Below are 21,854 nucleotides of genomic sequence, written 5' to 3' on the forward strand. Positions count from 1 at the left end.
AGATTCGGTGCATTTAGTCATGTGGTTATCCGGCTCAACCCTCAAATAACAGACAACAAAAAGCCCGCTAGTAAGCGGGCTTTTTGTTTATAACCATTTTAATTCAATGTTATTACTAACATTTTAGATATTAATAATACACTTTCCATAAAACAAAACAGAAAAATCATCTATCTAACGTTAAAGATAGCTAACCATAAAATGGCTGGGGTGCCAGGATTCGAACCTGGGTATGGTGAGATCAAAACCCACTGCCTTACCGCTTGGCGACACCCCATCTGGGATTTTTTGTTTGTCACTGAAATATGGCTGGGGTGCCAGGATTCGAACCTGGGCATGGTGAGATCAAAACCCACTGCCTTACCGCTTGGCGACACCCCAATGGTGTAATACTAACTTAATTTAATGGTGCGGAAGGTGGGACTTGAACCCACACACCTTGCGGCGCCAGAACCTAAATCTGGTGCGTATACCAATTTCGCCACTTCCGCAAAACTTAAATATAATGGTGGCTATGACGGGATTCGAACCTGTGACCCCAGCATTATGAGTGCTGTGCTCTAACCAGCTGAGCTACATAGCCTACACGATATTTTTTAACTCTTTTATTGAATGGCTGGGGTGCCAGGATTCGAACCTGGGTATGGTGAGATCAAAACCCACTGCCTTACCGCTTGGCGACACCCCATCTGGGCATTCAATATTAATTTGGCTGGGGTGCCAGGATTCGAACCTGGGTATGGTGAGATCAAAACCCACTGCCTTACCGCTTGGCGACACCCCAAATGGTGAATTTTCGTTAATGGTGGCTATGACGGGATTCGAACCTGTGACCCCAGCATTATGAGTGCTGTGCTCTAACCAGCTGAGCTACATAGCCATTCAATTTACGCAAATTCTGTTGTCTTAGATTAACCTTCTGACTGACCCAACACCGTTTAACAGATGTTTTATCAAGAAAGATGGCTGGGGTGCCAGGATTCGAACCTGGGCATGGTGAGATCAAAACCCACTGCCTTACCGCTTGGCGACACCCCAATTATCTAAAACTGTGTTACTCAACAACCTTTAAAGCGATATGGTGCGGAAGGTGGGACTTGAACCCACACACCTTGCGGCGCCAGAACCTAAATCTGGTGCGTATACCAATTTCGCCACTTCCGCGAATTTATGGTGGCTATGACGGGATTCGAACCTGTGACCCCAGCATTATGAGTGCTGTGCTCTAACCAGCTGAGCTACATAGCCATCTCAAATTTCACATCACCTTATCGGCGTTGCGGGGCGCATTATGCGTATCCCAGCGAAAACCGTCAACCCTTTTTTATAACCAACTTTCCAATTTTGGACTGTTTGCTTGTCTTACGACCAGTTTGCTGAAAAAAAAACAATAAAAGGTTAAATATTAATCGGTTATTCTGCCGTGGTAGCAAAAACAGAGCCGAATCAAAAGCAACCAACAGCACTTTATATTTATCCAATGGCTTAGTGCTGTTAGTTATATATCAGTGCAATATCAGATTTATTCCCGATATTGCCTAACCTTTGTACGCATCAACGTGAACACCCGCCACAGCACGACCAGAAGGGTCGGCCATATTTTTAAATGCCGCATCCCATTCAATGGCTTTAGCTGATGAACAGGCTACTGAAGGGCCACCGGGAACACACTCAGCAGCACTCGGCTGCGGGAACAGCTCTTCAAAGATCACCCGATAAGCATAAGCCTCTTTGGTTGATGGCGTGTTATAAGGGAAACGAAAATGTGCAGTTTCCATTTGTTGCTGTGTTATCTGCGCTTCGGCCTGTGCTTTTAGCGAATCAATCCAGCTATATCCCACACCGTCAGAGAATTGTTCTTTTTGCCGCCATGCAATACTACTCGGCAAATAACCTTCAAAACATTCACGAATAATATGCTTTTCAATTTTACCGTTACCGCACATTTTATCTTGTGGGTTGATGCGCATAGCGACATCAAGAAAACGCTTATCAAGGAAAGGCACACGTGCCTCTACGCCCCAGGCTGCCATCGCTTTATTGGCACGCGCGCAATCAAACATGTGCAATGCGGCCAGTTTACGCACCGTTTCATCATGTAACTCTCGGGCATTTGGCGCTTTGTGGAAATAGAGGTATCCGCCAAACACTTCATCTGAACCTTCACCCGACAGCACCATTTTAATGCCCATCGCTTTAATTTTTCGGGCCATCAGATACATCGGAGTAGAGGCTCTGATAGTGGTAACATCATAGGTTTCAATGTGATAGATGACATCACGAATAGCATCTAGCCCCTCTTGCACGGTAAAGTGAATTTCATGATGCACTGTACCTAGGTGGTTAGCCACTTCACGCGCTGCAACCAAATCAGGTGAGCCTTTTAACCCTACGGCAAACGAGTGTAACTGAGGCCACCACGCTTCACTCTGTTCATTATCTTCAATACGGCGGGCAGCAAATTTTTTGGTGATTGCCGAGACCACTGATGAATCCAGCCCACCAGACAATAGTACGCCGTACGGAACATCTGACATCAAATGGCTTTTTACCGCCTCTTCAAAGGCCTCTTTTAACTCGGCTTTATCGGTGTGGTTCTCTTTGACGTTGTCATACACCATCCAATCACGTTGGTAATACTGGCGGATTTGGCCATCTTTACTCCACATAAATGATCCCGCCGGAAACTCTTTAATGGTTCGGCAGACTGGCACCAATGCTTTCATCTCGGAGGCGACATAGAGATTACCAAACTCATCATGCCCCATATACAAAGGGATAATTCCCATATGGTCGCGACCAATCAGGTAAGCATCTTGTTTTTCATCGTACAGAACAAACGCAAACATACCGTAGAGTTCATCGAGGAATTCAGGGCCTTTTTCCTGATACAGCGCCAGAATGACTTCGCAATCAGACTCGGTTTGAAACGCATAATCAGGCAGGGTATCACGCAAGGTTTTATGGTTATAAATTTCACCATTTACTGCCAAAATATGGCTTTTATCTGCGTTAAACAGCGGTTGTGCACCGTTATTTACATCAACAATGGCTAAACGCTCATGCACTAAAATGGCTTTATCGGTGGCATACACACCCGACCAATCAGGGCCGCGATGACGAAGCAGTTTTGAGAGCTCTAGCGCTTTTTTACGCAACTCTGACGGGTCTGATTTGAGATCTAAAATACCGAAAATGGAACACATACGCTCTTTCCTTGCTCGTAATAGTGTTAATCAGCCGAAGAGCAACATCATGGTGGTGAATGTCAGCTTTCTGCTAATGATTTGTTTATTCAATGTGCCAACGCGTGAATTTTTTGCAAGCATTTTGCGAAAAAAAAGCCCAGTAAAGAAAAGGCTGGGCTGATATCTGCGAAGACCTACATATTATGCAACCGCACTGCGGGGATTTTTGTTATGTCATCATCAAAACGATTAAGCAGTTGATCGGTATTTAAATGCGTAATGACATGCCGAGCAAAACCGCTGCCGGCTTCGTTATAAATATTAAATGCCGCATCAACCCCTGACTCTGCCAGAGTGTTAATTTCATCTTGATACTCAGCAATGGCAGCAATTCGCCCATTAAAGTGGCGATGTTGTAAATGGGCCAGAGCAAAGTGATTTCCCTGCCAATGTGGCATAGCCAGTAAAATCAGGCGAACATTACCACGCGGGCGGATACGCTCCCAAAAGTCGGGGTCTGTAGCATCACCTTGAATGACATTTTTACCGGCATCACGGTGTTTTGACACGGTTTCAGGGTTCGATTCAATACCGAGCAAAATATCGCCATATCGCTCACGCAGCTCATCGTATGCGCCCGTGCCGATTCTCCCCATCCCTAAAATAAGCACTTTTGCCTGAGCCGGATCAATCAAACGATCATCAGGATGCAATTGCCGATTTTCATCAGGTTTCGCTTTTGCGCGTAAATAGGTATAAATACGATCCGTTTGCCGGTTTATCGGGGCAGCAATGAGGAAAGAGAGCGCGGTACTCAACGCTAGTACGACTAGCCAATGGTTGCTGATTAAGCCCTGTTTTACGGCGATCCCGCCGACAATCAGGCTAAATTCGCTGTAATTGCATAGATTTATGGCTAATTGCAGGCTGGTGCGAATTCGAAAGCGAAATAGGCGGGCAATAGCATAATATAATCCGGCTTTGAGCGGTAAAAACAGCACCAGCAGCAGCGCCATTCCCAACCCTTCCCACGTTGGGCTCTCTTCCAACCCAATATTAAGAAAAAAGCAGATCAAAAAAAGCTCTTTTAAATTAAACAGTGATTTTGACAGCTCTGAAGCGCGCGAATGCCCAGCAAGCAACATGCCCAAAACCAGCGCACCTAAGTCTGGCTTTAACCCACACAGGCTAAATAATCCAGCCCCCATAATTAGGGCAAAGAAGATACCTCCGAGTACCAGAAGTTCATCGTGGCCTAATTTATCAAGAACACGGAACATCAGTGGCCGACACAACGGCAGCAGTAACAGTGCCAACGCCCATATTTCAGGCGTTTTCCCTGTCGAAATAGTTAAAAACAGCACGGCAAACAGGTCTTGGATCACCAAAATAGCCAGTGCCAAACGCCCGTATGTGCTGTTTAACTCCCCTTTCTCTTGCATATTTTTTACAGCAAGTACGGTGGAAGAAAAACTCAGCGCAAAGCCAAGCAGCAACCAGTGGCTGGCATTTAAGCTTTGAGCCAATGCCAATCCGCCCATTTTAAGCAGTGCCAATAATAGCGCGATAGCAATGGTTGATAACGCGGTATAACCGGTTGCACCGGCAAGAACTTCACAGCGCAGTAACTGGCGAATATCCAATTTTAGGCCGATAGTAAAGAGCAGCAAAATAACGCCAATATCCGCGATATCGGTCAGCAGTGCCATTGACTGAAAACCGGCCGAGTGCAAGCCAAATCCAGCCAATAAAAACCCAACCAATGGGGGTAAACCCAGCCGTTGCACCGCAAAACCAGCAATAAATGCCACGCTAATCAGAATTAACAGAGAGTGAGAATCGGTCATTGTATCCTTGCAAAAGGCCAGCGGTGCTGACCTGTCCGTATAAATGTAGGGATAACGCAGAGAGACATGAAAATACTATTTTGCTGATAACATTACAGCGTAAAGCATGACACTTTATATGATATCAATCTCGGCAACCGAGTCGAAAACATGGTTCGGGCGAAACGGCATCGCTTCAATATCGGCACGTTTTGACACGCCAGAGAGTACTAAAACGGTCTCTAATCCGGCTTGAAATCCGGCCAAAATATCGGTTCGCAGGTTATCACCAATAATCAGTGTGCTTTCTGAATGCGCCTGAATTTTATTCAATGCCGCACGGATAATCCACGGGCTAGGTTTACCAACAAAAAAGGGTTTCCGGCCGGTAATTTTTTCAATCGGCGCGCATAACGCACCGCAAGCAGGTGAATAACTGGGCCCGTGAGTATCTGGGTTGGTAGCAATAAAGCGTGCACCATTGGCGACAAAACGGGCCGCTTTATGGATCATATCCCAGTTATAAGAGCGCGTTTCACCGACAATCACAAAATCAGGGTTGATATCAGTGATGGTAAATCCGGCTTTGTATAACTCATGAATTAACGCCCCTTCGCCAATCACAAAGGCTTTTTTCCCTTCCTGACGCTTGAGAAAATCTGCCGTAGCCATGCCTGCGGTATAAAAGGCACTTTCCGGTACATGTAAACCGGCTGAGTGAAAGCGATTGGCCAAATCTTGCGCAGTTTGTACCGGGTAGTTGGTCAGAATGACCAAAGGAGTTTGTTTCTCTATCAAACGGGCTAAAAATTCTTTTGCACCGGGTACGGCGGTGTTGTCATGCAATAACACACCGTCAATATCACAGATCACGCTTTTTTTCATGCCATCTCCGTCACAGCTAATGGGCTGCGTGATTACGCAGCTCAAAATTATACCATGCAGAGAACCACTCTATAGGAAGAGAGCGCTATTTACGTGATGTATAAAAGATATTTTCTGCTGATTACTGCTCGAGTAAACGCTGTAGCAGTATGCCGTTAAGCATAGAGCGCTTAATCAGGGCAAACGCACCAATAGTGGGTTTATCGTACAATTCTGAGGCCTCGACCACCAACTTTTGCCGAAATGCTTTGAGTGATTGGGTCTGGATGCAACTGGAGATGGCCGGAAATAGCACTTTCTGTGCTTCGGTGATCTCTCCAGCAATGATGACTTTTTGCGGATTAAACAGGTTAACGGTAATGGCAATAGCCTGCCCGAGTTTACGCCCGACCTGCTCTATCAGCTCAACACTGAGTAAATCGCCTTTATTGGCAGCTTGGCAGATGCTGTGGATATTCACATCATCAAGCGAAAGATATTTGCTCGGATACCCTTCAGACAACAGTTTCCTAGCACGTTGCTCTATCGCACTATTAGCAGCAACTGTTTCTAAACAACCAAAGTTGCCGCAATGGCACGGTGCACCTAGCGGATCTATCTGGATGTGGCCTATTTCACCGACATTGCGGTTATAACCCAAAAAAATCTGCCCGTGCACGATAATACCCGCTCCGGTACCACGGTGCAGACGGATCAGAATCGAGTCTTCACAATCACGACTAGCGCCAAAATAGTGCTCGGCCAACGCTAAACTGCGAACATCATTCCCCACAAAGCAACTAACGCCAAATTGCTGCACTAGGGCATCAGCCAGCGGCCAGTGCGCAATGCTCACATGCGGCATGTATTCAACCACGCCAGTTTCAGGATCAACCAAACCCGGCAGCGTGACAGAAACAGCTATTAGTTGGCGAATTTTACGCTGGTGGGTATCAATAAAACGTTGGATCAATGCAAAGAGATCAGCTTGTAATTGTGGCTGGCTCTCTTGGGGAAGTACCACATGATCTTCGACTAACGTTCGGCCACTCAAATCATACAGCGCGATGGTAGCATCTGTGCGCCCAAGACGAACGGCAATGGAGTGAAATGGCCGATTTTCAGTGACAATTGAAATTGCACGGCGGCCACCGGTCGAGGCTTGCTGCTCAACCTCTTTAATCAGGCCGCGTTCAAGTAACTGGCGGGTAATTTTAGTGACACTGGCGGGAGCAAGTTGGCTGTGATCGGCAACCTGAATGCGCGAAATAGGCCCTTGTTGGTCAATCAGACGATAAACGGCTGCACTATTCAGTTGTTTAACCAGATCTACATTGCCTATTTGTCCGCCAGTGCTCATAAGATTAGTGCCGCTCTAAGTGTCCGTTGACGATAGTCGCCTTGACTGTAAAGTCACGATCAAACACAGTGAGGTTAGCCACTTTTCCGGCGCTGATTTGACCTAAACGATCTTCAACGTGAATTGCCCGAGCCGGATACAGCGTAGCCATTCGCAGTGCTTCATCAAGTGCGATGCCGATGTGTTGTACGCAGTTCTGTACTGCTTCAATCATAGTCAGTGCTGACCCGCCTAACGTGCCATTTTCATCGATGCACTTCCCATCGCGGTAATATACTTTTTTACCAACAAAAATAAAGTGATCAATGTTTGCTCCTGCTGGTGCAGTGGCATCGGTGACCAAAACCAGTTTTTCACCTTTCATTTTGTGTGCTAAACGGATATTTGACCATGAAACATGGAATCCATCAGCAATAATGCCGGTATAAACATCTGGCGTATCTAAAATTGCGCCAACCATCCCCGGCTCACGGCCTGTAATCGAGGTCATGGCATTAAACAGGTGGGTGGTAAATGAAACACCGGCATCAAAACCTGCACGCGCTTCTGCGTAGGTTGCATTGGTGTGCCCACCAGAAACAACAATACCTGCCTGATCGAGCTGGCTGATCAGTGCTTTTGGTGCTAATTCAGGGGCTAACGTCACTTTGGTTACGGTATCTGCGTTGTCACAAATAAACTGCACCATCTGCGCATCAGCCTGACGGATAAAGTCAGTGCTGTGAATACCTTTTTTGGCGATATTCAGGTATGGCCCTTCCAAATGTAAACCCAGCGCTTGATTCTGGTGCTTGGCAAGGTAGCTGCGCATCACCTGAACAGACTGCTTCATCTCTTCATCACTGGTAGTGATGAGTGTTGGCAAAAAGCTAGTACAGCCAGATTTAAGATTGGCATTATGCATTATTTCGATGGTCTGCTCAGAAACATCATCATTGAGCATCACACCGCCACAACCGTTAAGTTGCAGATCAATAAACCCAGGGCTAAGGTTTGCGCCTTCAAGATCGTGGGTTTCAATGCCTGCTGGTAACTCAGCAATTGGGCAAACCATTTCAACCATGCCGTTATTAATGACAGCAGCATGATTGTCTAAAATATGGTAACCGGTATAGATCCGGCAATTAACGAGTGCGTATTTCATACGTCTATAACCTTTGTTGAATTCTTTAATGCTTACAGATGCTTGATGTTGATGGCTTCAAGTTCACGAAAGTATTTTACCGTTTTTACTTTCAGTTCCATCGTTGATGGTTCATCACACACCATCATTGATTTTGGATGCAGCTGCAGAGCAGAAATGGTCCACAAATGGTTTACGCTGCCTTCAACTGCAGCTTGCAAAGCTTGCGCTTTACCGTGGCCGGTGACCAAAATCATGATCTCTTCAGAATCAAGCAGTGTACCGACACCAACAGTCAGTGAGTACTTAGGCACCTGTGTCATGTCGCCGTTAAAGAAACGGGAGTTGGCAATGCGAGTATCTTCAGTCAGCGTTTTAATACGGGTACGTGAAGAGAGAGAAGAGGCTGGCTCATTGAACGCGATATGGCCATCGTTACCCACACCGCCCATAAACAGGTTAATTTTCCCGTAAGATTTGATCTTATCTTCATAACGGCGACATTCAACATCAACATCCGCAGCATTACCATCGAGTAAATTAATATTTTCTGGTTTAATATCAATGTGATCAAAAAAGTTGCTGTGCATGAAAGTGTGGTAGCTTTCCGGATGATCACTCGGCAAGCCGACATACTCATCCATGTTAAACGTAACGACATTGGCAAAACTCACTTCACCTGCTTGATGTAATTCAATCAGACGTTTGTAAGTTGCCAGTGGCGTTCCACCGGTAGGCAGCCCCAACACAAATGGGCGTTCAGCAGTCGGCTTAAAGGCATTGATACGATCGGCAATGTAACGGGCAGACCAAAGTCCAACATCTTTAGCTGTTGCGAGCGGAATCAAACGCATTATATACCTCTTTAACTGATCTAAATTGAGTAAAATCGTATTTATTGTGTGAGCTTATCGCAAATTGGAGCATGTTTTGAATGATAAAATAAGTTTTATGATCTAGCTAGCAAATTGCCTGTTTATTGCCCTTCCTCGGTGACTATGATCACAAACAAGGGGGTTTTAATTTGCGAGGCAAAATAAAACTATTACACTCGGTCATACTCAGTAAAAGATCGGCATAAAAAGTGGTTTCGAGAGTGGCATTCAATGGTGTCAACACTGAAACTGAGTGATCACATATCGAACAGGTTGCAAAAGACAGCACATCTGGAAGACAGATATTATTGGTTTGGAAACCGAAATAGGGGATACCAACGTGAATATTTTAGGATACTTTCAAAAAGTAGGCCGTGCATTGATGGTACCAGTTGCCACACTGCCAGCCGCCGCCATTTTAATGGGGGTTGGTTACTGGATTGACCCTGTTGCATGGGGTGGCAATAGTGCACTGGCGGCATTTTTCATCAAGTCAGGCTCAGCGATTATCGACAACATGTCTGTGCTGTTCGCAGTCGGTGTTGCTTACGGTATGTCTAAAGATAAAGATGGTTCTGCTGCACTGACTGGTTTTGTCGGTTACTTAGTGCTGACCACTCTGCTCTCTCCTGCTGCAGTATCTCAGATCCAGGGTATTCCTATGGATCAGGTGCCTGCCGCATTTGGTAAAATTAACAACCAATTCATCGGTATTCTGGTCGGTATCATCTCTGCTGAGTTGTATAACCGTTACAGCACCGTTGAGCTGCACAAAGCGCTGGCCTTCTTCAGCGGCCGTCGTCTGGTTCCGATTTTAACTTCATTCCTGATGATTGCCGTTGCTTTCGTGCTGATGTACGTTTGGCCGGTAATTTATAACGGTCTGGTAAGCTTCGGTGAAGGCATTCAAGGTATGGGCCCTGTGGGCGCGGGTATCTATGCATTCTTCAACCGTCTGCTGATCCCTGTTGGTCTGCACCACGCACTGAACTCTGTGTTCTGGTTCGATGTGGCAGGTATCAACGATATCCCTAACTTCCTCGGCGGTCAGGCCTCTATCGAAGCAGGTAAAGCGGTACTGGGTGTAACCGGTATGTACCAAGCTGGCTTCTTCCCAATCATGATGTTTGGCTTGCCAGGTGCTGCATTAGCAATTTACCACACCGCAAAAGTTGAGAACCGCGATAAAGTTGCTTCTATCATGCTGGCAGCTGCATTTGCAGCGTTCTTTACCGGTGTGACTGAGCCGCTAGAGTTCTCATTCATGTTCGTTGCACCTGTACTGTATGTTATCCATGCATTCTTGACCGGTGTTTCTGTCTTTATCGCCGCCTCTATGCATTGGATTGCCGGTTTCGGTTTCAGTGCAGGTCTGGTCGATATGGTGCTCTCTTCACGTAACCCGTTGGCACAACAGTGGTACATGCTGATCCTACAAGGCTTTGCCTTCTCAGCGATTTACTATTTCGTGTTCCGCTTCGCTATCGTTAAATTCAACCTGAAAACACCAGGCCGTGAAGATGACGAAGAAGACTCACTGGTTGAAGTGGTATCAAGCGATAACCACGAACTGGCAAAAAAATACCTGAAAGCACTGGGTGGCCACGCTAACTTGGTGACTGTTGATGCATGTATCACTCGTCTGCGTCTGACTATGAAAGACCGTAGTCTGGCTGATGAGCGCGTATTGAAAGCATTAGGCGCTAAAGGTGTCGTGAAACTTGGCGAAACTAACCTGCAGGTTATTCTTGGCCCACAAGCTGAGATCATCGCAACGGAAATGAAGCGTATTCCTGCAACTGAAGACCTGACTCACGTCACCATTCCTACCGCTAAAGCGTAATACCTCTCCACGTTTACCTTTCCACATTCCCAGCCCTTACGGGCTGGGTTTTATAGCCTGCTCGCCCTTTTTTCAGGCTTTTGGGACTATTTTGCGTTAATTTGAGGAGTTTTTTATCATGTTAAGATTATCTGCTATTGCTGCGGCCACCCTGTTTGCACTGACCGGATGTGCGTCAAATTCAGCCAACAATCAGCAATTGGTTAACCAAATGGGCTCACAGCTCAATGTAAAATACCAAGTACTGGATAACCACGGCGCAGAAAACGGCGTCGATTGCAGCACATTAGGTGCTGAGTGGGCGGCATGTAATAAAGCCTCTATCACTCTGACCAATAACGGTTCTGAAATTAACTCAAAAGACTGGGCTATTTATTTCCACAGCATCCGGATGATTTTGGATGTACAAAATGATCAGTTCAAAATTACCCAAATTACCGGTGACCTGCATAAGCTAGAACCTACCGAGAAGTTTGATGGTTTCCAAGCCGGTGAAGTAGTTGAAGTGCCTATCATTGGTGAATACTGGCAGTTGTTTGAAACTGACTTTATGCCACGCTGGTATGTCACATCAGGTGATGCAGCACCGAAAGTGATCGGCAATACTGATTCAGAAAACGTGGCTGATTTCTCTGCACCCATTACCGGTGATAACTGGAAGCGTACCGGTGCAGACAACAACGTTCTGATGAACGCACAGACCCGTTTTGCAAAAAATCAGGATATCGCTACCCTGCCAGCGCAACAGCTACGCGGACAAATTTTACCTACACCGGTACAAGTTACCGTAGGCAAAGCCGATGTGGATCTCTCCCACGGCATTACTCTTGATACCCTTGTGCTGCCAAAAGCCACCGTTGATGCAGTAACCGCACGCTTTGCCCAGCTAGGTGTTAATGTTGCGGAAAAAGGCGCACAGCAGGCTTTCCCTATCAATGTCAGTATCAATAAAGGTGCATTTAAGGGCCAATGGCAGAAAGCAGGGGCTTACACGCTGAATATCACGCCAAACGGCGCAACCATTGTGGGTATTGACCCAGAAGGTGCGTTCTACGGCTTGCAGTCTATGATCTCTTTGATTCCTATGTCGGGTGATAAGAAAATTGCCACCGTTGCAGTGAAAGATGCACCGCGTTTTGAACACCGTGGTATGCATGCCGATGTTGGCCGTAACTTCCATACCAAAGAGGCCATTTTACGCCTACTGGATCAAATGGCAGCGTATAAGCTCAATAAATTCCACTTCCATTTAAGTGATGATGAAGGTTGGCGTTTAGAGATCCCGGGCCTACCTGAACTGACAGATGTCGGTGGCAAACGTTGCCATGATTTGAGTGAAACACAGTGTCTGCTGCCACAATTAGGTTCTGGCCCAGACAGCAACAATCTAGGCAGCGGCCACTACAGCAAGCAAGATTATATCGATATCGTTAAGTACGCACAGGCGCGCAATATCGAAGTGATCCCTGAGCTGGATATGCCTGCGCACGCCCGTGCAGCAGTAGTCTCAATGGAGGCGCGCTATAAAAAGCTGATGGCGGAAGGGAAAGAAGCCGAAGCGAATCAGTATCGCCTGCTTGATCCGCAAGATACCTCTAAAACCGTGTCGGTTCAGTTTTATGATCGCACCAGTTACCTCAACCCATGCCTAGACTCTTCACAAAATTTTGTAGATAAAGTCATCGGTGAAGTGGCAGCAATGCATCAAGCCGCCGGTCAGCCGCTGCAAACATGGCACTTTGGTGGTGATGAGGCGAAAAACATTCACTTAGGTGGGGGTTTCCAAGATATCAATGCCGCCGATAAAGTTGACTGGCGTGGCACGATTGACCAGAGCAAAGAAGATAAGCCGTGGGCAAAATCACCGGTTTGTCAGAAGATGATTGCTGATGGCAAAGTGTCTGATTTTGAACACTTACCAAGCCAGTTTGCGCTGGAAGTGAGCAAAATTGTTGATAAGCACGGCATCGGCAAAATGATGGCGTGGCAAGATGGTTTAAAAGATGCTGAAAACGCTAAAGCGTTTGCCACCAAGAAAACCGGTGTCAACTTCTGGGATACGCTGTACTGGGGTGGTTTTGACTCGGCAAATGACTGGGTAAACAAAGGGTACGAATTTATCGTATCAAACCCTGATTATGTCTATTTCGACATGCCGTATGAAGTTAACCCGAAAGAGAGCGGTTACTACTGGGCAACCCGTTTTAGTGATGAGCGTAAAATCTTTGCTTTCGCACCAAACAACCTGCCGCAAAATGCGGAAACCTCGGTTGACCGCGATGGCAATGCCTTCACCGCAAAAAGTGATAAGAAATGGGGCGGCGCTACCGGTGTTCAGGGTCAGTTCTGGAGCGAAAGTATCCGTACCGACGAAAACATGGAGTACATGATCTACCCTCGCCTTCTGCCGCTGGCTGAGCGTGCATGGCATCAGGCTGATTGGGAACTCGATTATGTTGCCGGCCGTGAGTTTAAAGGCGGTGAAACCAAATTTGTAAACACCAAGGCGCTAAACAAAGATTGGGCTCGCTTTGCCAATATCGTCGGCCAACGTGAGCTAGCAAAACTCGATAGCGCAGGTATTCACTACCGTCTGCCAGTACCGGGTGCGGTCATTGTCAATGGTGTTCTAGAAACTAACACCGCACTGCCGGGCGTTGCTGTTGAGTTCTCAACTGACAACGGCACAACATGGCAGCGTTATGATGCAAAAGCAAAACCTGCCGTCAATGGTGATGTTCAAGTTCGCAGCGTAAGTGCCGACGGAAAACGCACTAGCCGTATCGAAACAACCAGCAGTAAATAAGCATCTTGCTGCCCTTTTATGTCGGAAGATGAATAGAAAAACAGACTATTTTCCCTTCCTATACCGACTAACCCGCCATTTGGCGGGTTTTTTTTATCTTTTTACACAGATTATGATTGCAACGGTTGTTTGCAAGGGCGGTATTGTGGATGATATTGGGTTATGTTGTTGCATCACCGCGAGTGAGGGTAAATAAAATGAGTGAGGCAGAAGCCCGCCCGACTAACTTCATTCGTCAGATCATCGATGAAGATCTGGCGACTGGTAAACATACATCGGTACATACCCGTTTTCCGCCTGAGCCAAACGGGTATTTGCATATCGGCCATGCAAAATCTATCTGCCTGAACTTTGGGATCGCACAAGATTATCAGGGGCAGTGTAACCTGCGCTTTGATGATACTAATCCGGCCAAAGAAGACATTGAATTTGTTGAGTCTATTCAGCGTGATGTGCAGTGGCTGGGCTTCCAGTGGGCTGGCGATATCTGCTACTCCTCTGACTACTTTGACCAACTGCACGGCTACGCAATTGAGCTAATCGAAAAAGGGCTAGCGTATGTTGATGAGCTAACCGCAGATCAAATCCGCGAATATCGTGGCTCTTTGACTGAAGCGGGCAAAAACAGCCCGTACCGTGATCGCAGTGTAGAAGAGAACCTTGCGCTGTTCGCCAAAATGAAAAATGGTGAATTTGCCGAAGGTTCAGCCTGCTTACGCGCAAAAATCGATATGGCATCGCCGTTTATCGTTATGCGTGATCCGGTCATTTATCGCATTAAGTTTGCCGATCACCATCAAACCGGCAGTAAGTGGTGCATCTACCCGATGTACGACTTCACCCACTGTATTTCTGATGCGCTCGAGGGCATTACCCACTCTATCTGTACGCTGGAGTTTCAGGATAACCGCCGTCTGTACGACTGGGTACTCGATAACATCAGCATTCCGTGCCATCCGCGTCAGTACGAGTTTTCACGCCTGAATCTTGAGTACGCTATCATGTCGAAGCGTAAACTCAATCAGCTGGTTACCGAAAATATCGTTAATGGCTGGGATGACCCGCGTATGCCGACCGTTTCTGGCTTGCGCCGTCGGGGTTATACCTCTGAATCTATCCGTGAGTTTTGCCGCCGTATCGGTGTGACTAAACAAGACAATATGGTAGAGATGTCAGCGCTTGAAGCCTGTATCCGCGAAGATCTGAACGAAAATGCGCCGCGCGCCATGGCCGTGATCGATCCAGTACGTGTGGTGATTGAAAACCTGCCTGAAGGCCATCTGGAAAACCTGGCTGCGCCAGCTCACCCGAACAAGCCTGAAATGGGTACCCGCGAATTGCCGTTTACCCGCGAAGTCTTCATTGATCGTGCTGATTTCCGCGAAGCGGCTAATAAGCAGTTCAAACGCTTGGTGCTAGGTAAAGAAGTCCGTCTGCGTAACGCCTACGTGATCAAAGCAGAGCGTGTAGAGAAAGATGATGCCGATAACATCACCACCATCTTCTGTACTTACGATGCCCAGACATTAGGTAAAGATCCGGCTGACGGCCGTAAAGTGAAAGGCGTTATCCACTGGGTATCTGCCGATAAAGGTGTTCCAGCGGAGATCCGCTTGTACGACCGCCTGTTTAGCATTGCCAATCCGGCAGCAGCAGAGGATTTCCTTGCAACCATCAATCCGGAAAACCTGATTATTCGTCAGGGCATTGTTGAACCAAGTCTGGTTAATGCACCGGTTGAGCACGCTTTCCAGTTCGAGCGTGAAGGCTACTTCTGTGCAGATAACAAAGACTCATCGCCTGAGCGCTTGGTCTTTAACCGTACTGTTAGCCTGCGTGACACTTGGGCAAAACAAGATCACGCGTAAAAATAAACACGCGCAGTAATTGCATGGTAAGTGTGTGGTAAGTACGTATTCATTGCGTAATAGCCACGCCGCAAGCAAGTAAAAACAGGGCCAGACTATCGGCCCTGTTTTTTTATCCTTTTATTTATCCTAAGCCTGCAAATACTTATATAAAACACACTGGGATTAAATACAGACATAAAATATGGGTATTACGTACAAACATTGCGTACAAGAAAAGCTGACTCAAAGATAAATACCCGCTCATACGCACAAATAAAACGGCTTATATCCCTATTAATAATAAGTGATTTTATCGCCTTCCCAATAACTCTGCTGTGCATCCCCCAAACAGTACGTTTTTTTACTGCATTACAGAGCCCATTCTGGCAAAAAATAGGCTGCACTTTTATTTCTCAACGCATTGATAAAAAACACTAAAACCCTATTTTTGGATGATGACCACCTCCAAGACCAACGCAAATACGCTGATGATGTAACTAGTCACCGCGATACGGAATCAGTAGAATAGAGCGTTTATATGCGGCCGCGCTCGCGCAGGCTGGCGTTCCTACCTGTTTTGGACACTGAGACTCGATGACGAAGAAACTTCACATCAAAACCTGGGGCTGTCAGATGAATGAGTATGACTCATCAAAGATGGCTGATCTGCTGGATTCAACCCACGGTTACCAGCTAACGGATGACGCGGCAGAAGCAGATGTTCTGCTGCTTAATACCTGCTCAATCCGTGAGAAGGCGCAGGAAAAAGTGTTCCACCAATTGGGACGCTGGCGCGCACTCAAAGAGAAAAACCCCGATCTGATTATCGGTGTTGGCGGCTGCGTGGCTTCACAAGAAGGTGCGCATATTCGTGAACGCGCACCCTATGTCGACATGATTTTCGGCCCGCAAACCCTGCACCGCTTGCCGGAAATGCTAACCAAGTTATCAGGCAACCGCAGCCCGATTGTAGATGTCAGCTTCCCAGAAATTGAGAAATTTGACCGCCTACCAGAGCCGCGTGCCGAAGGCCCGACCGCCTTTGTTTCTATCATGGAAGGCTGCAATAAGTATTGCACTTACTGCGTAGTGCCTTATACCCGTGGTGAAGAGGTCAGCCGACCGGCTGATGACATCATTCTTGAAATTGCCCAGCTTGCCGCACAAGGTGTTCGCGAAATTAATCTGCTGGGCCAAAATGTTAATGCTTACCGTGCGGTAAACCATGACGGTCAAGAGTATAGCTTTGCTGAACTGTTGCGCCTGGTCGCTTCTATTGATGGTATCGATCGCCTGCGGTTCACCACTAGCCACCCAATTGAGTTTACCGATGATATCGTGGCAGTATATGAAGATACGCCGGAGTTGGTCAGCTTTTTGCATTTGCCAGTACAGAGCGGTTCTGACCGTGTACTGACGATGATGAAGCGTGCACACACCGCGATTGAATATAAGTCATTAATTCGTAAAATCCGTAAAGCACGCCCTGATATTCTGATCAGCTCTGATTTTATTGTTGGCTTCCCAGGTGAAACTCAGGCTGACTTTGAGCAAACTATGAAGCTGATTGCTGAAGTTGGCTTTGATATGAGCTACAGCTTTGTCTTCTCTGCACGCCCAGGTACACCGGCCGCCGATATGCCAGACGATGTGCCGGAAGAGGAGAAAAAACAGCGTTTATACATTCTACAAGAGCGTATAAATCAGCAAGCCATGCAGTATAGCCGCCAAATGCTCGGCACAACACAACGTATTTTGGTGGAAGGTTTATCACGTAAGAGTGTGATGGAGCTGTCTGGCCGCACCGAAAATAACCGTGTGGTTAACTTTGAAGGTACGCCAGATCTGATCGGAAAATTCGTGGATGTTGAAATCACTGATGTCAATCCGAACTCATTGCGCGGTAAACTATTACGCACAGAAGAGCAGATGAATCTGCGTGTGGCACAATCGCCGGAAAGCGTTATTGCTCGTACACGTAAAGAAGATGATTTGGGTGTGAGCACCTACATGCCTTAATCTTCTTATACTGTTTTACTGCCCGCCATTTGCGGGCAGTTGTTTAAGGGATAGGGGTAAAATTTGAACAAGGTCCATTCTCAAGAGATCTCGCTTGAACCGGCTGACAATAAGCGTTTAATGAGCTTGTGCGGCCCGTTTGATGATAACCTGAAACAACTTGAACGCCGCCTTGGTGTGGAAATTATCCGCCGTGATAACCACTTTCAGGTTTCAGGAAAACAGACGTGTATCAGTGCAACTTGCCAGATTTTGACTGATTTATACGTTGAAACTGCGCCCGTACGCGGCATTGTTAACGATATTAGCCCTGATCATATCCATCTTGCCGTTACAGAAAGCCGGGTACTCGAACAAATGGCGGCCGAGATCCCCGCGCACGGCAAAGAGGTGATCATCAAAACCAAACGTGGTCTGATTAAACCGCGTACCCCCAATCAGGCAAACTACATTGCCAATATTTTGCGCCATGATATTACCTTTGGTATCGGCCCAGCCGGTACAGGTAAAACCTATCTGGCAGTAGCTGCAGCCGTTGATGCCTTAGAGCGCCAAGAGATCCGTCGGATTATGCTGACCCGCCCAGCGGTTGAAGCAGGTGAAAAGCTGGGCTTTTTACCCGGAGATTTAAGCCAGAAAGTCGACCCGTATCTGCGCCCGCTGTATGATGCGCTGTTCGAGATGCTCGGCTTTGAACGGGTAGAAAAACTGATTGAACGCAATGTGATAGAAATTGCACCGCTGGCGTACATGCGCGGCAGAACGTTAAACGATGCATTTATTATTTTGGATGAGAGCCAAAACACCACTACAGAACAGATGAAAATGTTCCTAACGCGGATTGGCTTTAACTCAAAAGCGGTGATTACCGGTGATATCACACAAGTTGATTTGCCACGCCACCAAACCTCAGGTTTGCGCCATGCGATTGATGTGCTGAAAAATGTTGATGATATCAGCTTCAATTTCCTTGTGGCCGGCGATATCGTGCGTCACCCTGTTGTTGCGCGTGTCGTGATGGCTTACGATGCGTGGGATGCGAGTCAGCAGCAGCAAAAAGCGGAACGTGAACGCCGCTATCGTGACAATCAGGCCGCACAAGATACCCGTGAGCCGAACGAAAAAACGGAACATCTGCCGGAAAGCAGAGTCAATACAACAACGCCTGATGAGAATACAGCACAATGACGGTTGAACTGGATTTACAAATTGCCTGCGCCAATGAAGAGGGCTTGCCCGCAAGTACCAACTTTCAATGCTGGCTTGATGGCACAGTGCTTGCATTTCAACCGGAAGCCGAAGTGACCATCCGGATTGTCGATGAAGATGAGAGCCGTCATTTAAATTTCACTTACCGCAGTAAAGATAAACCCACCAATGTGTTATCTTTCCCGTTTGAAGCACCGCCCGGTATTGAGCTTCCGCTGCTTGGTGATTTGATCATCTGCCGCCAAGTGGTTGAAACAGAAGCGGCTGAGCAAGAAAAAGATCTGCTGGCACATTGGGCTCATATGGTTGTGCATGGCAGTTTACATCTGCTGGGTTATGATCATATTGAGGATGATGAAGCCGAAGAGATGGAGTCTTTAGAAACGGAAATCATGCAGGAGATGGGATACCCCGATCCGTATGCAGCCGAAAAAGACCTGGATTAACTAACTAATTAGAGCACATGAGCGACGACCATTCGCAACACACTGATGGCCCCAGTAAAAAGGGATTTTTCAGTCAGCTGTTAACGCAGCTCTTCCACGGAGAACCTAAGAACCGCAGCGACTTGTTCGATGTGATCCGTGATTCCGAACAAAATGATCTGATTGATCAAGAGACCCGCGAAATGATCGAGGGTGTCATGGAGATCTCCGAACTTCGGGTTCGAGATATCATGATCCCACGTTCTCAAATTGTGACTCTGAAAAAAAATCAGACCCTTGATGAGTGTATCGATGTGATCATTCAATCTGCGCACTCCCGTTTTCCGGTGATCAGCGAAGATAAAGATCATATCGAAGGCCTGCTCATGGCAAAAGATCTACTGCCGTTTATGCGCAGTGATGCCGAACAGTTCGAAATGGACAGCGTTATACGCCCCGCTGTGGTCGTTCCGGAAAGTAAGCGTGTTGACCGCATGCTGAAAGACTTCCGCTCGCAGCGTTACCATATGGCCATTGTAATCGATGAATTTGGCGGTGTATCCGGCCTTGTTACCATTGAAGATATCCTCGAAGAGATTGTCGGCGATATTGAAGATGAGTACGACGAAGAGGATGATCGCGATATTCGCCAGCTCAGTCGCCACACCTTTGCGGTAAGTGCGTTAGCCCCAATTGATGATTTTAACGATGCCTTCAGCACACATTTTAGTGATGAAGAGGTCGATACCATTGGTGGGTTAATCATGCAAAGCTTCGGCCATTTACCGTCGCGCGGAGAACATGTCACCATTGATGGCTACCAGTTTAAAGTCACCATGGCTGATAGCCGTCGTATTATTCAGGTTCGGGTCACCATTCCGGACGATGCCCCACTTCCTAATTTGGCTGATTAAGTAGTAATGATGCAACTTTTAACCCGCTGGCGCGTTGCGCTGCCGCTGGCGGTTTTTTCCGGCGCGCTGGGTACTTTGGCTTACTCCCCGTTTGATCTGTGGCCCTGTGCCCTACTTTCACTGACTGGGCTTTTATTACTGACCCTCAACCGTACGCCAAAACAGGCTGCGGTAATCAGTTTTGCCTGGGCATTTGGCCTGTTGTTTAGTGGATTACACTGGATTAACGTCAGTATTCAGCAATTTGGCGGGTTACCGCTGGTTGTTGGCTGGTTATTAGTTGCCTTACTCTGTGCTTATCTCTCACTGTATTCTGCGCTGTTTGGCGCACTACTAGCACGGTTTTTCCCCAAAACCAACGCAGCACGGTTAGTGTTGGCCGCCCCGGTATTGTGGACACTCACCGAGTTTTTACGCGGCTGGCTGTTTACCGGTTTTCCGTGGCTACAATTTGGTTATACGCAAATTGACGGCCCACTCAAAGGTTTAGGCCCGATTGCCGGCGTACAAGCTATTACCTTTGTACTGATGCTGATCAGCGGTCTGTTTGCACTGACACTAGCACGCCGCCAGTGGTTACCTGCCGTGATTGCAATACTGCTGCCTTTAAGCCTCTGGCCGGTTGCCAACCATTCGTGGGTAACACCAGAGCCTACGCGCAAACGTGCTGTAGCGCTGATTCAGGGCAATATCGATCAAGAATTGAAATGGGAACCGGCTTACCGTGTGCCCACCATGCAGACCTATCTCGATGCCTCTCGCCCCTATTTGCAACGCGGCGATCTGGTTATCTGGCCAGAAGCCGCTATTCCTTCGATTGAAAGTGAAGAGAATCAACTACTGAGCATGCTCGACAGCATCACCCGCAGCAATAAAGCAGTACTGATTACCGGCGTAGTTGATCAGCGCCCCGATACTAAAGCGTTCTACAACACCGTGATTGCACTGGGTGATCCGCTGGAAGCCTATCAATACCCAACCAAAAATCGCTATAACAAAAACCATCTGGTCTTGTTTGGCGAGTATGTGCCGTTTGAGTCACTGCTGCGTGAAATCGCCCCGCTATTTAATTTGCCGATGTCCTCTTTTAGCCGAGGTGATTATCTGCAAACCGACCTGCAGGCAAGCGACTATCATCTGGAAACGGCCATCTGCTATGAGATTATTTTGGGGGATAGAATGCGGGCCAATTTCCTTGCCAACCCCGATACCGATTTTCTGCTGACCGTGTCGAATGATGCATGGTTTGGCAACTCTATCGGGCCATGGCAACATTTCCAAATGGCCAGAATGCGCGCACTTGAACTCGGCCGCCCACTGCTGCGTGCCACCAATAATGGCGTAACTGCGGTCATCGATAGCAACGGTGAAATACAGCAACAGATCCCGCAGTTTAAAACTGCCGTGCTCAGTGCAACCGTAGTGCCAACACGCGGAGAAACGCCGTATGTTCGTTTTGGCAACTGGCCGTTGTGGATTGCAGCAGCACTCAGCCTGATCATTGCAGTACGCCTGCGCAACAGATAAACGGTTACAGGTAGCGCAATACCGT

13 protein-coding genes, 10 tRNA genes and 1 pseudogene are annotated in these 21,854 nt (G+C 47.3%); 8 read left to right on the plus strand and 16 right to left on the minus strand.

The window, feature by feature from the left end; translation table 11 throughout:
- Positions 1–202 precede the first annotated feature (202 nt).
- From AC1HDJ_RS11765 to nagB, 16 genes are all read right to left on the minus strand, one after another.
- Positions 203–277 (minus strand) — tRNA-Gln (locus AC1HDJ_RS11765).
- A gap of 29 nt (positions 278–306) precedes the next feature.
- Positions 307–381 (minus strand) — tRNA-Gln (locus AC1HDJ_RS11770).
- Positions 382–406: 25 nt separating this feature from the next.
- Positions 407–491, minus strand: a tRNA-Leu gene (locus AC1HDJ_RS11775).
- A gap of 15 nt (positions 492–506) precedes the next feature.
- A tRNA-Met gene (locus AC1HDJ_RS11780) sits at positions 507–583 on the minus strand.
- A gap of 30 nt (positions 584–613) precedes the next feature.
- Positions 614–688: transfer RNA gene (locus AC1HDJ_RS11785), tRNA-Gln, on the minus strand.
- Between the two features lie 21 nt (positions 689–709).
- Positions 710–784 (minus strand) — tRNA-Gln (locus AC1HDJ_RS11790).
- Positions 785–803: 19 nt separating this feature from the next.
- Positions 804–880 (minus strand) — tRNA-Met (locus AC1HDJ_RS11795).
- Positions 881–963: 83 nt separating this feature from the next.
- Positions 964–1,038 (minus strand) — tRNA-Gln (locus AC1HDJ_RS11800).
- A gap of 41 nt (positions 1,039–1,079) precedes the next feature.
- A tRNA-Leu gene (locus AC1HDJ_RS11805) sits at positions 1,080–1,164 on the minus strand.
- 7 nt (positions 1,165–1,171) lie between these two features.
- A tRNA-Met gene (locus AC1HDJ_RS11810) sits at positions 1,172–1,248 on the minus strand.
- Between the two features lie 290 nt (positions 1,249–1,538).
- A complete protein-coding gene (gene asnB / locus AC1HDJ_RS11815) occupies positions 1,539–3,206 on the minus strand; it encodes an asparagine synthase B (protein ID WP_479535974.1) in 1,668 nt (555 codons plus the stop codon).
- Between the two features lie 176 nt (positions 3,207–3,382).
- Positions 3,383–5,035, minus strand: coding sequence for a cation:proton antiporter domain-containing protein (locus tag AC1HDJ_RS11820; RefSeq protein ID WP_479535975.1), 1,653 nt, complete (start codon positions 5,033–5,035; stop codon positions 3,383–3,385).
- A 114-nt stretch (positions 5,036–5,149) separates the two neighbouring features.
- Positions 5,150–5,899: an HAD-IIA family hydrolase gene (locus AC1HDJ_RS11825; protein WP_479535976.1), complete on the minus strand. Its 750-nt coding sequence runs from the start codon at positions 5,897–5,899 to the stop codon at positions 5,150–5,152.
- 121 nt (positions 5,900–6,020) lie between these two features.
- On the minus strand, positions 6,021–7,238 hold the full coding sequence (nagC, locus tag AC1HDJ_RS11830) for a DNA-binding transcriptional regulator NagC (RefSeq protein WP_479535977.1): 1,218 nt from the start codon (positions 7,236–7,238) through the stop codon (positions 6,021–6,023).
- A 4-nt stretch (positions 7,239–7,242) separates the two neighbouring features.
- Positions 7,243–8,382, minus strand: coding sequence for an N-acetylglucosamine-6-phosphate deacetylase (gene nagA / locus AC1HDJ_RS11835; protein WP_479535978.1), 1,140 nt, complete (start codon positions 8,380–8,382; stop codon positions 7,243–7,245).
- A 32-nt stretch (positions 8,383–8,414) separates the two neighbouring features.
- Positions 8,415–9,215, minus strand: a complete 801-nt coding sequence (gene nagB, locus AC1HDJ_RS11840; RefSeq protein WP_438622113.1) for a glucosamine-6-phosphate deaminase — start codon at positions 9,213–9,215, stop codon at positions 8,415–8,417.
- Between the two features lie 361 nt (positions 9,216–9,576).
- Between nagB and nagE the strand changes: the two are divergent.
- The 8 genes and pseudogenes from nagE to lnt all read left to right on the plus strand — a co-directional run.
- Positions 9,577–11,076: pseudogene (gene nagE / locus AC1HDJ_RS11845) on the plus strand (N-acetylglucosamine-specific PTS transporter subunit IIBC); the annotation flags it as partial.
- A gap of 121 nt (positions 11,077–11,197) precedes the next feature.
- Complete coding sequence (locus AC1HDJ_RS11850; protein ID WP_479535979.1) at positions 11,198–13,885, plus strand: beta-N-acetylhexosaminidase; 2,688 nt, start codon at positions 11,198–11,200, stop codon at positions 13,883–13,885.
- Positions 13,886–14,082: 197 nt separating this feature from the next.
- The gene (gene glnS / locus AC1HDJ_RS11855) at positions 14,083–15,753 is read left to right on the plus strand and encodes a glutamine--tRNA ligase (RefSeq protein ID WP_479535980.1); all 1,671 of its coding nucleotides are present in this window, start codon (positions 14,083–14,085) and stop codon (positions 15,751–15,753) included.
- Between the two features lie 576 nt (positions 15,754–16,329).
- A complete protein-coding gene (gene miaB / locus AC1HDJ_RS11860) occupies positions 16,330–17,754 on the plus strand; it encodes a tRNA (N6-isopentenyl adenosine(37)-C2)-methylthiotransferase MiaB (protein WP_479535981.1) in 1,425 nt (474 codons plus the stop codon).
- Positions 17,755–17,874: 120 nt separating this feature from the next.
- Positions 17,875–18,942, plus strand: coding sequence for a PhoH family protein (locus AC1HDJ_RS11865; protein WP_479537130.1), 1,068 nt, complete (start codon positions 17,875–17,877; stop codon positions 18,940–18,942).
- Positions 18,939–19,409 (plus strand): rRNA maturation RNase YbeY, encoded by a 471-nt coding sequence (ybeY, locus tag AC1HDJ_RS11870; RefSeq protein ID WP_479535982.1) that lies wholly within the window; start codon positions 18,939–18,941, stop codon positions 19,407–19,409. The genes AC1HDJ_RS11865 and ybeY overlap by 4 nt, the downstream gene beginning before the upstream one ends.
- A 17-nt stretch (positions 19,410–19,426) precedes the next feature.
- Positions 19,427–20,302 (plus strand): CNNM family magnesium/cobalt transport protein CorC, encoded by an 876-nt coding sequence (gene corC, locus AC1HDJ_RS11875; protein WP_438623773.1) that lies wholly within the window; start codon positions 19,427–19,429, stop codon positions 20,300–20,302.
- A gap of 6 nt (positions 20,303–20,308) precedes the next feature.
- The gene (gene lnt, locus AC1HDJ_RS11880; RefSeq protein ID WP_479535983.1) at positions 20,309–21,829 is read left to right on the plus strand and encodes an apolipoprotein N-acyltransferase; all 1,521 of its coding nucleotides are present in this window, start codon (positions 20,309–20,311) and stop codon (positions 21,827–21,829) included.
- The last annotated feature ends 25 nt before the right edge of the window (positions 21,830–21,854 follow it).

It is taken from the genome of Plesiomonas sp. ISS29 (assembly GCF_056522795.1).

Coding starts and splice junctions, on each gene's coding strand:
- asnB (WP_479535974.1), bottom strand. CDS start 3,206: ATGTGTTCCATTTTCGGTATTTTAGATCTCAAATCAGACCCGTCAGAG.
- AC1HDJ_RS11820 (WP_479535975.1), bottom strand. CDS start 5,035: ATGACCGATTCTCACTCTCTGTTAATTCTGATTAGCGTGGCATTTATT.
- AC1HDJ_RS11825 (WP_479535976.1), bottom strand. CDS start 5,899: ATGAAAAAAAGCGTGATCTGTGATATTGACGGTGTGTTATTGCATGAC.
- nagC (WP_479535977.1), bottom strand. CDS start 7,238: ATGAGCACTGGCGGACAAATAGGCAATGTAGATCTGGTTAAACAACTG.
- nagA (WP_479535978.1), bottom strand. CDS start 8,382: ATGAAATACGCACTCGTTAATTGCCGGATCTATACCGGTTACCATATT.
- nagB (WP_438622113.1), bottom strand. CDS start 9,215: ATGCGTTTGATTCCGCTCGCAACAGCTAAAGATGTTGGACTTTGGTCT.
- AC1HDJ_RS11850 (WP_479535979.1), top strand. CDS start 11,198: ATGTTAAGATTATCTGCTATTGCTGCGGCCACCCTGTTTGCACTGACC.
- glnS (WP_479535980.1), top strand. CDS start 14,083: ATGAGTGAGGCAGAAGCCCGCCCGACTAACTTCATTCGTCAGATCATC.
- miaB (WP_479535981.1), top strand. CDS start 16,330: ATGACGAAGAAACTTCACATCAAAACCTGGGGCTGTCAGATGAATGAG.
- AC1HDJ_RS11865 (WP_479537130.1), top strand. CDS start 17,875: ATGAGCTTGTGCGGCCCGTTTGATGATAACCTGAAACAACTTGAACGC.
- ybeY (WP_479535982.1), top strand. CDS start 18,939: ATGACGGTTGAACTGGATTTACAAATTGCCTGCGCCAATGAAGAGGGC.
- corC (WP_438623773.1), top strand. CDS start 19,427: ATGAGCGACGACCATTCGCAACACACTGATGGCCCCAGTAAAAAGGGA.
- lnt (WP_479535983.1), top strand. CDS start 20,309: ATGATGCAACTTTTAACCCGCTGGCGCGTTGCGCTGCCGCTGGCGGTT.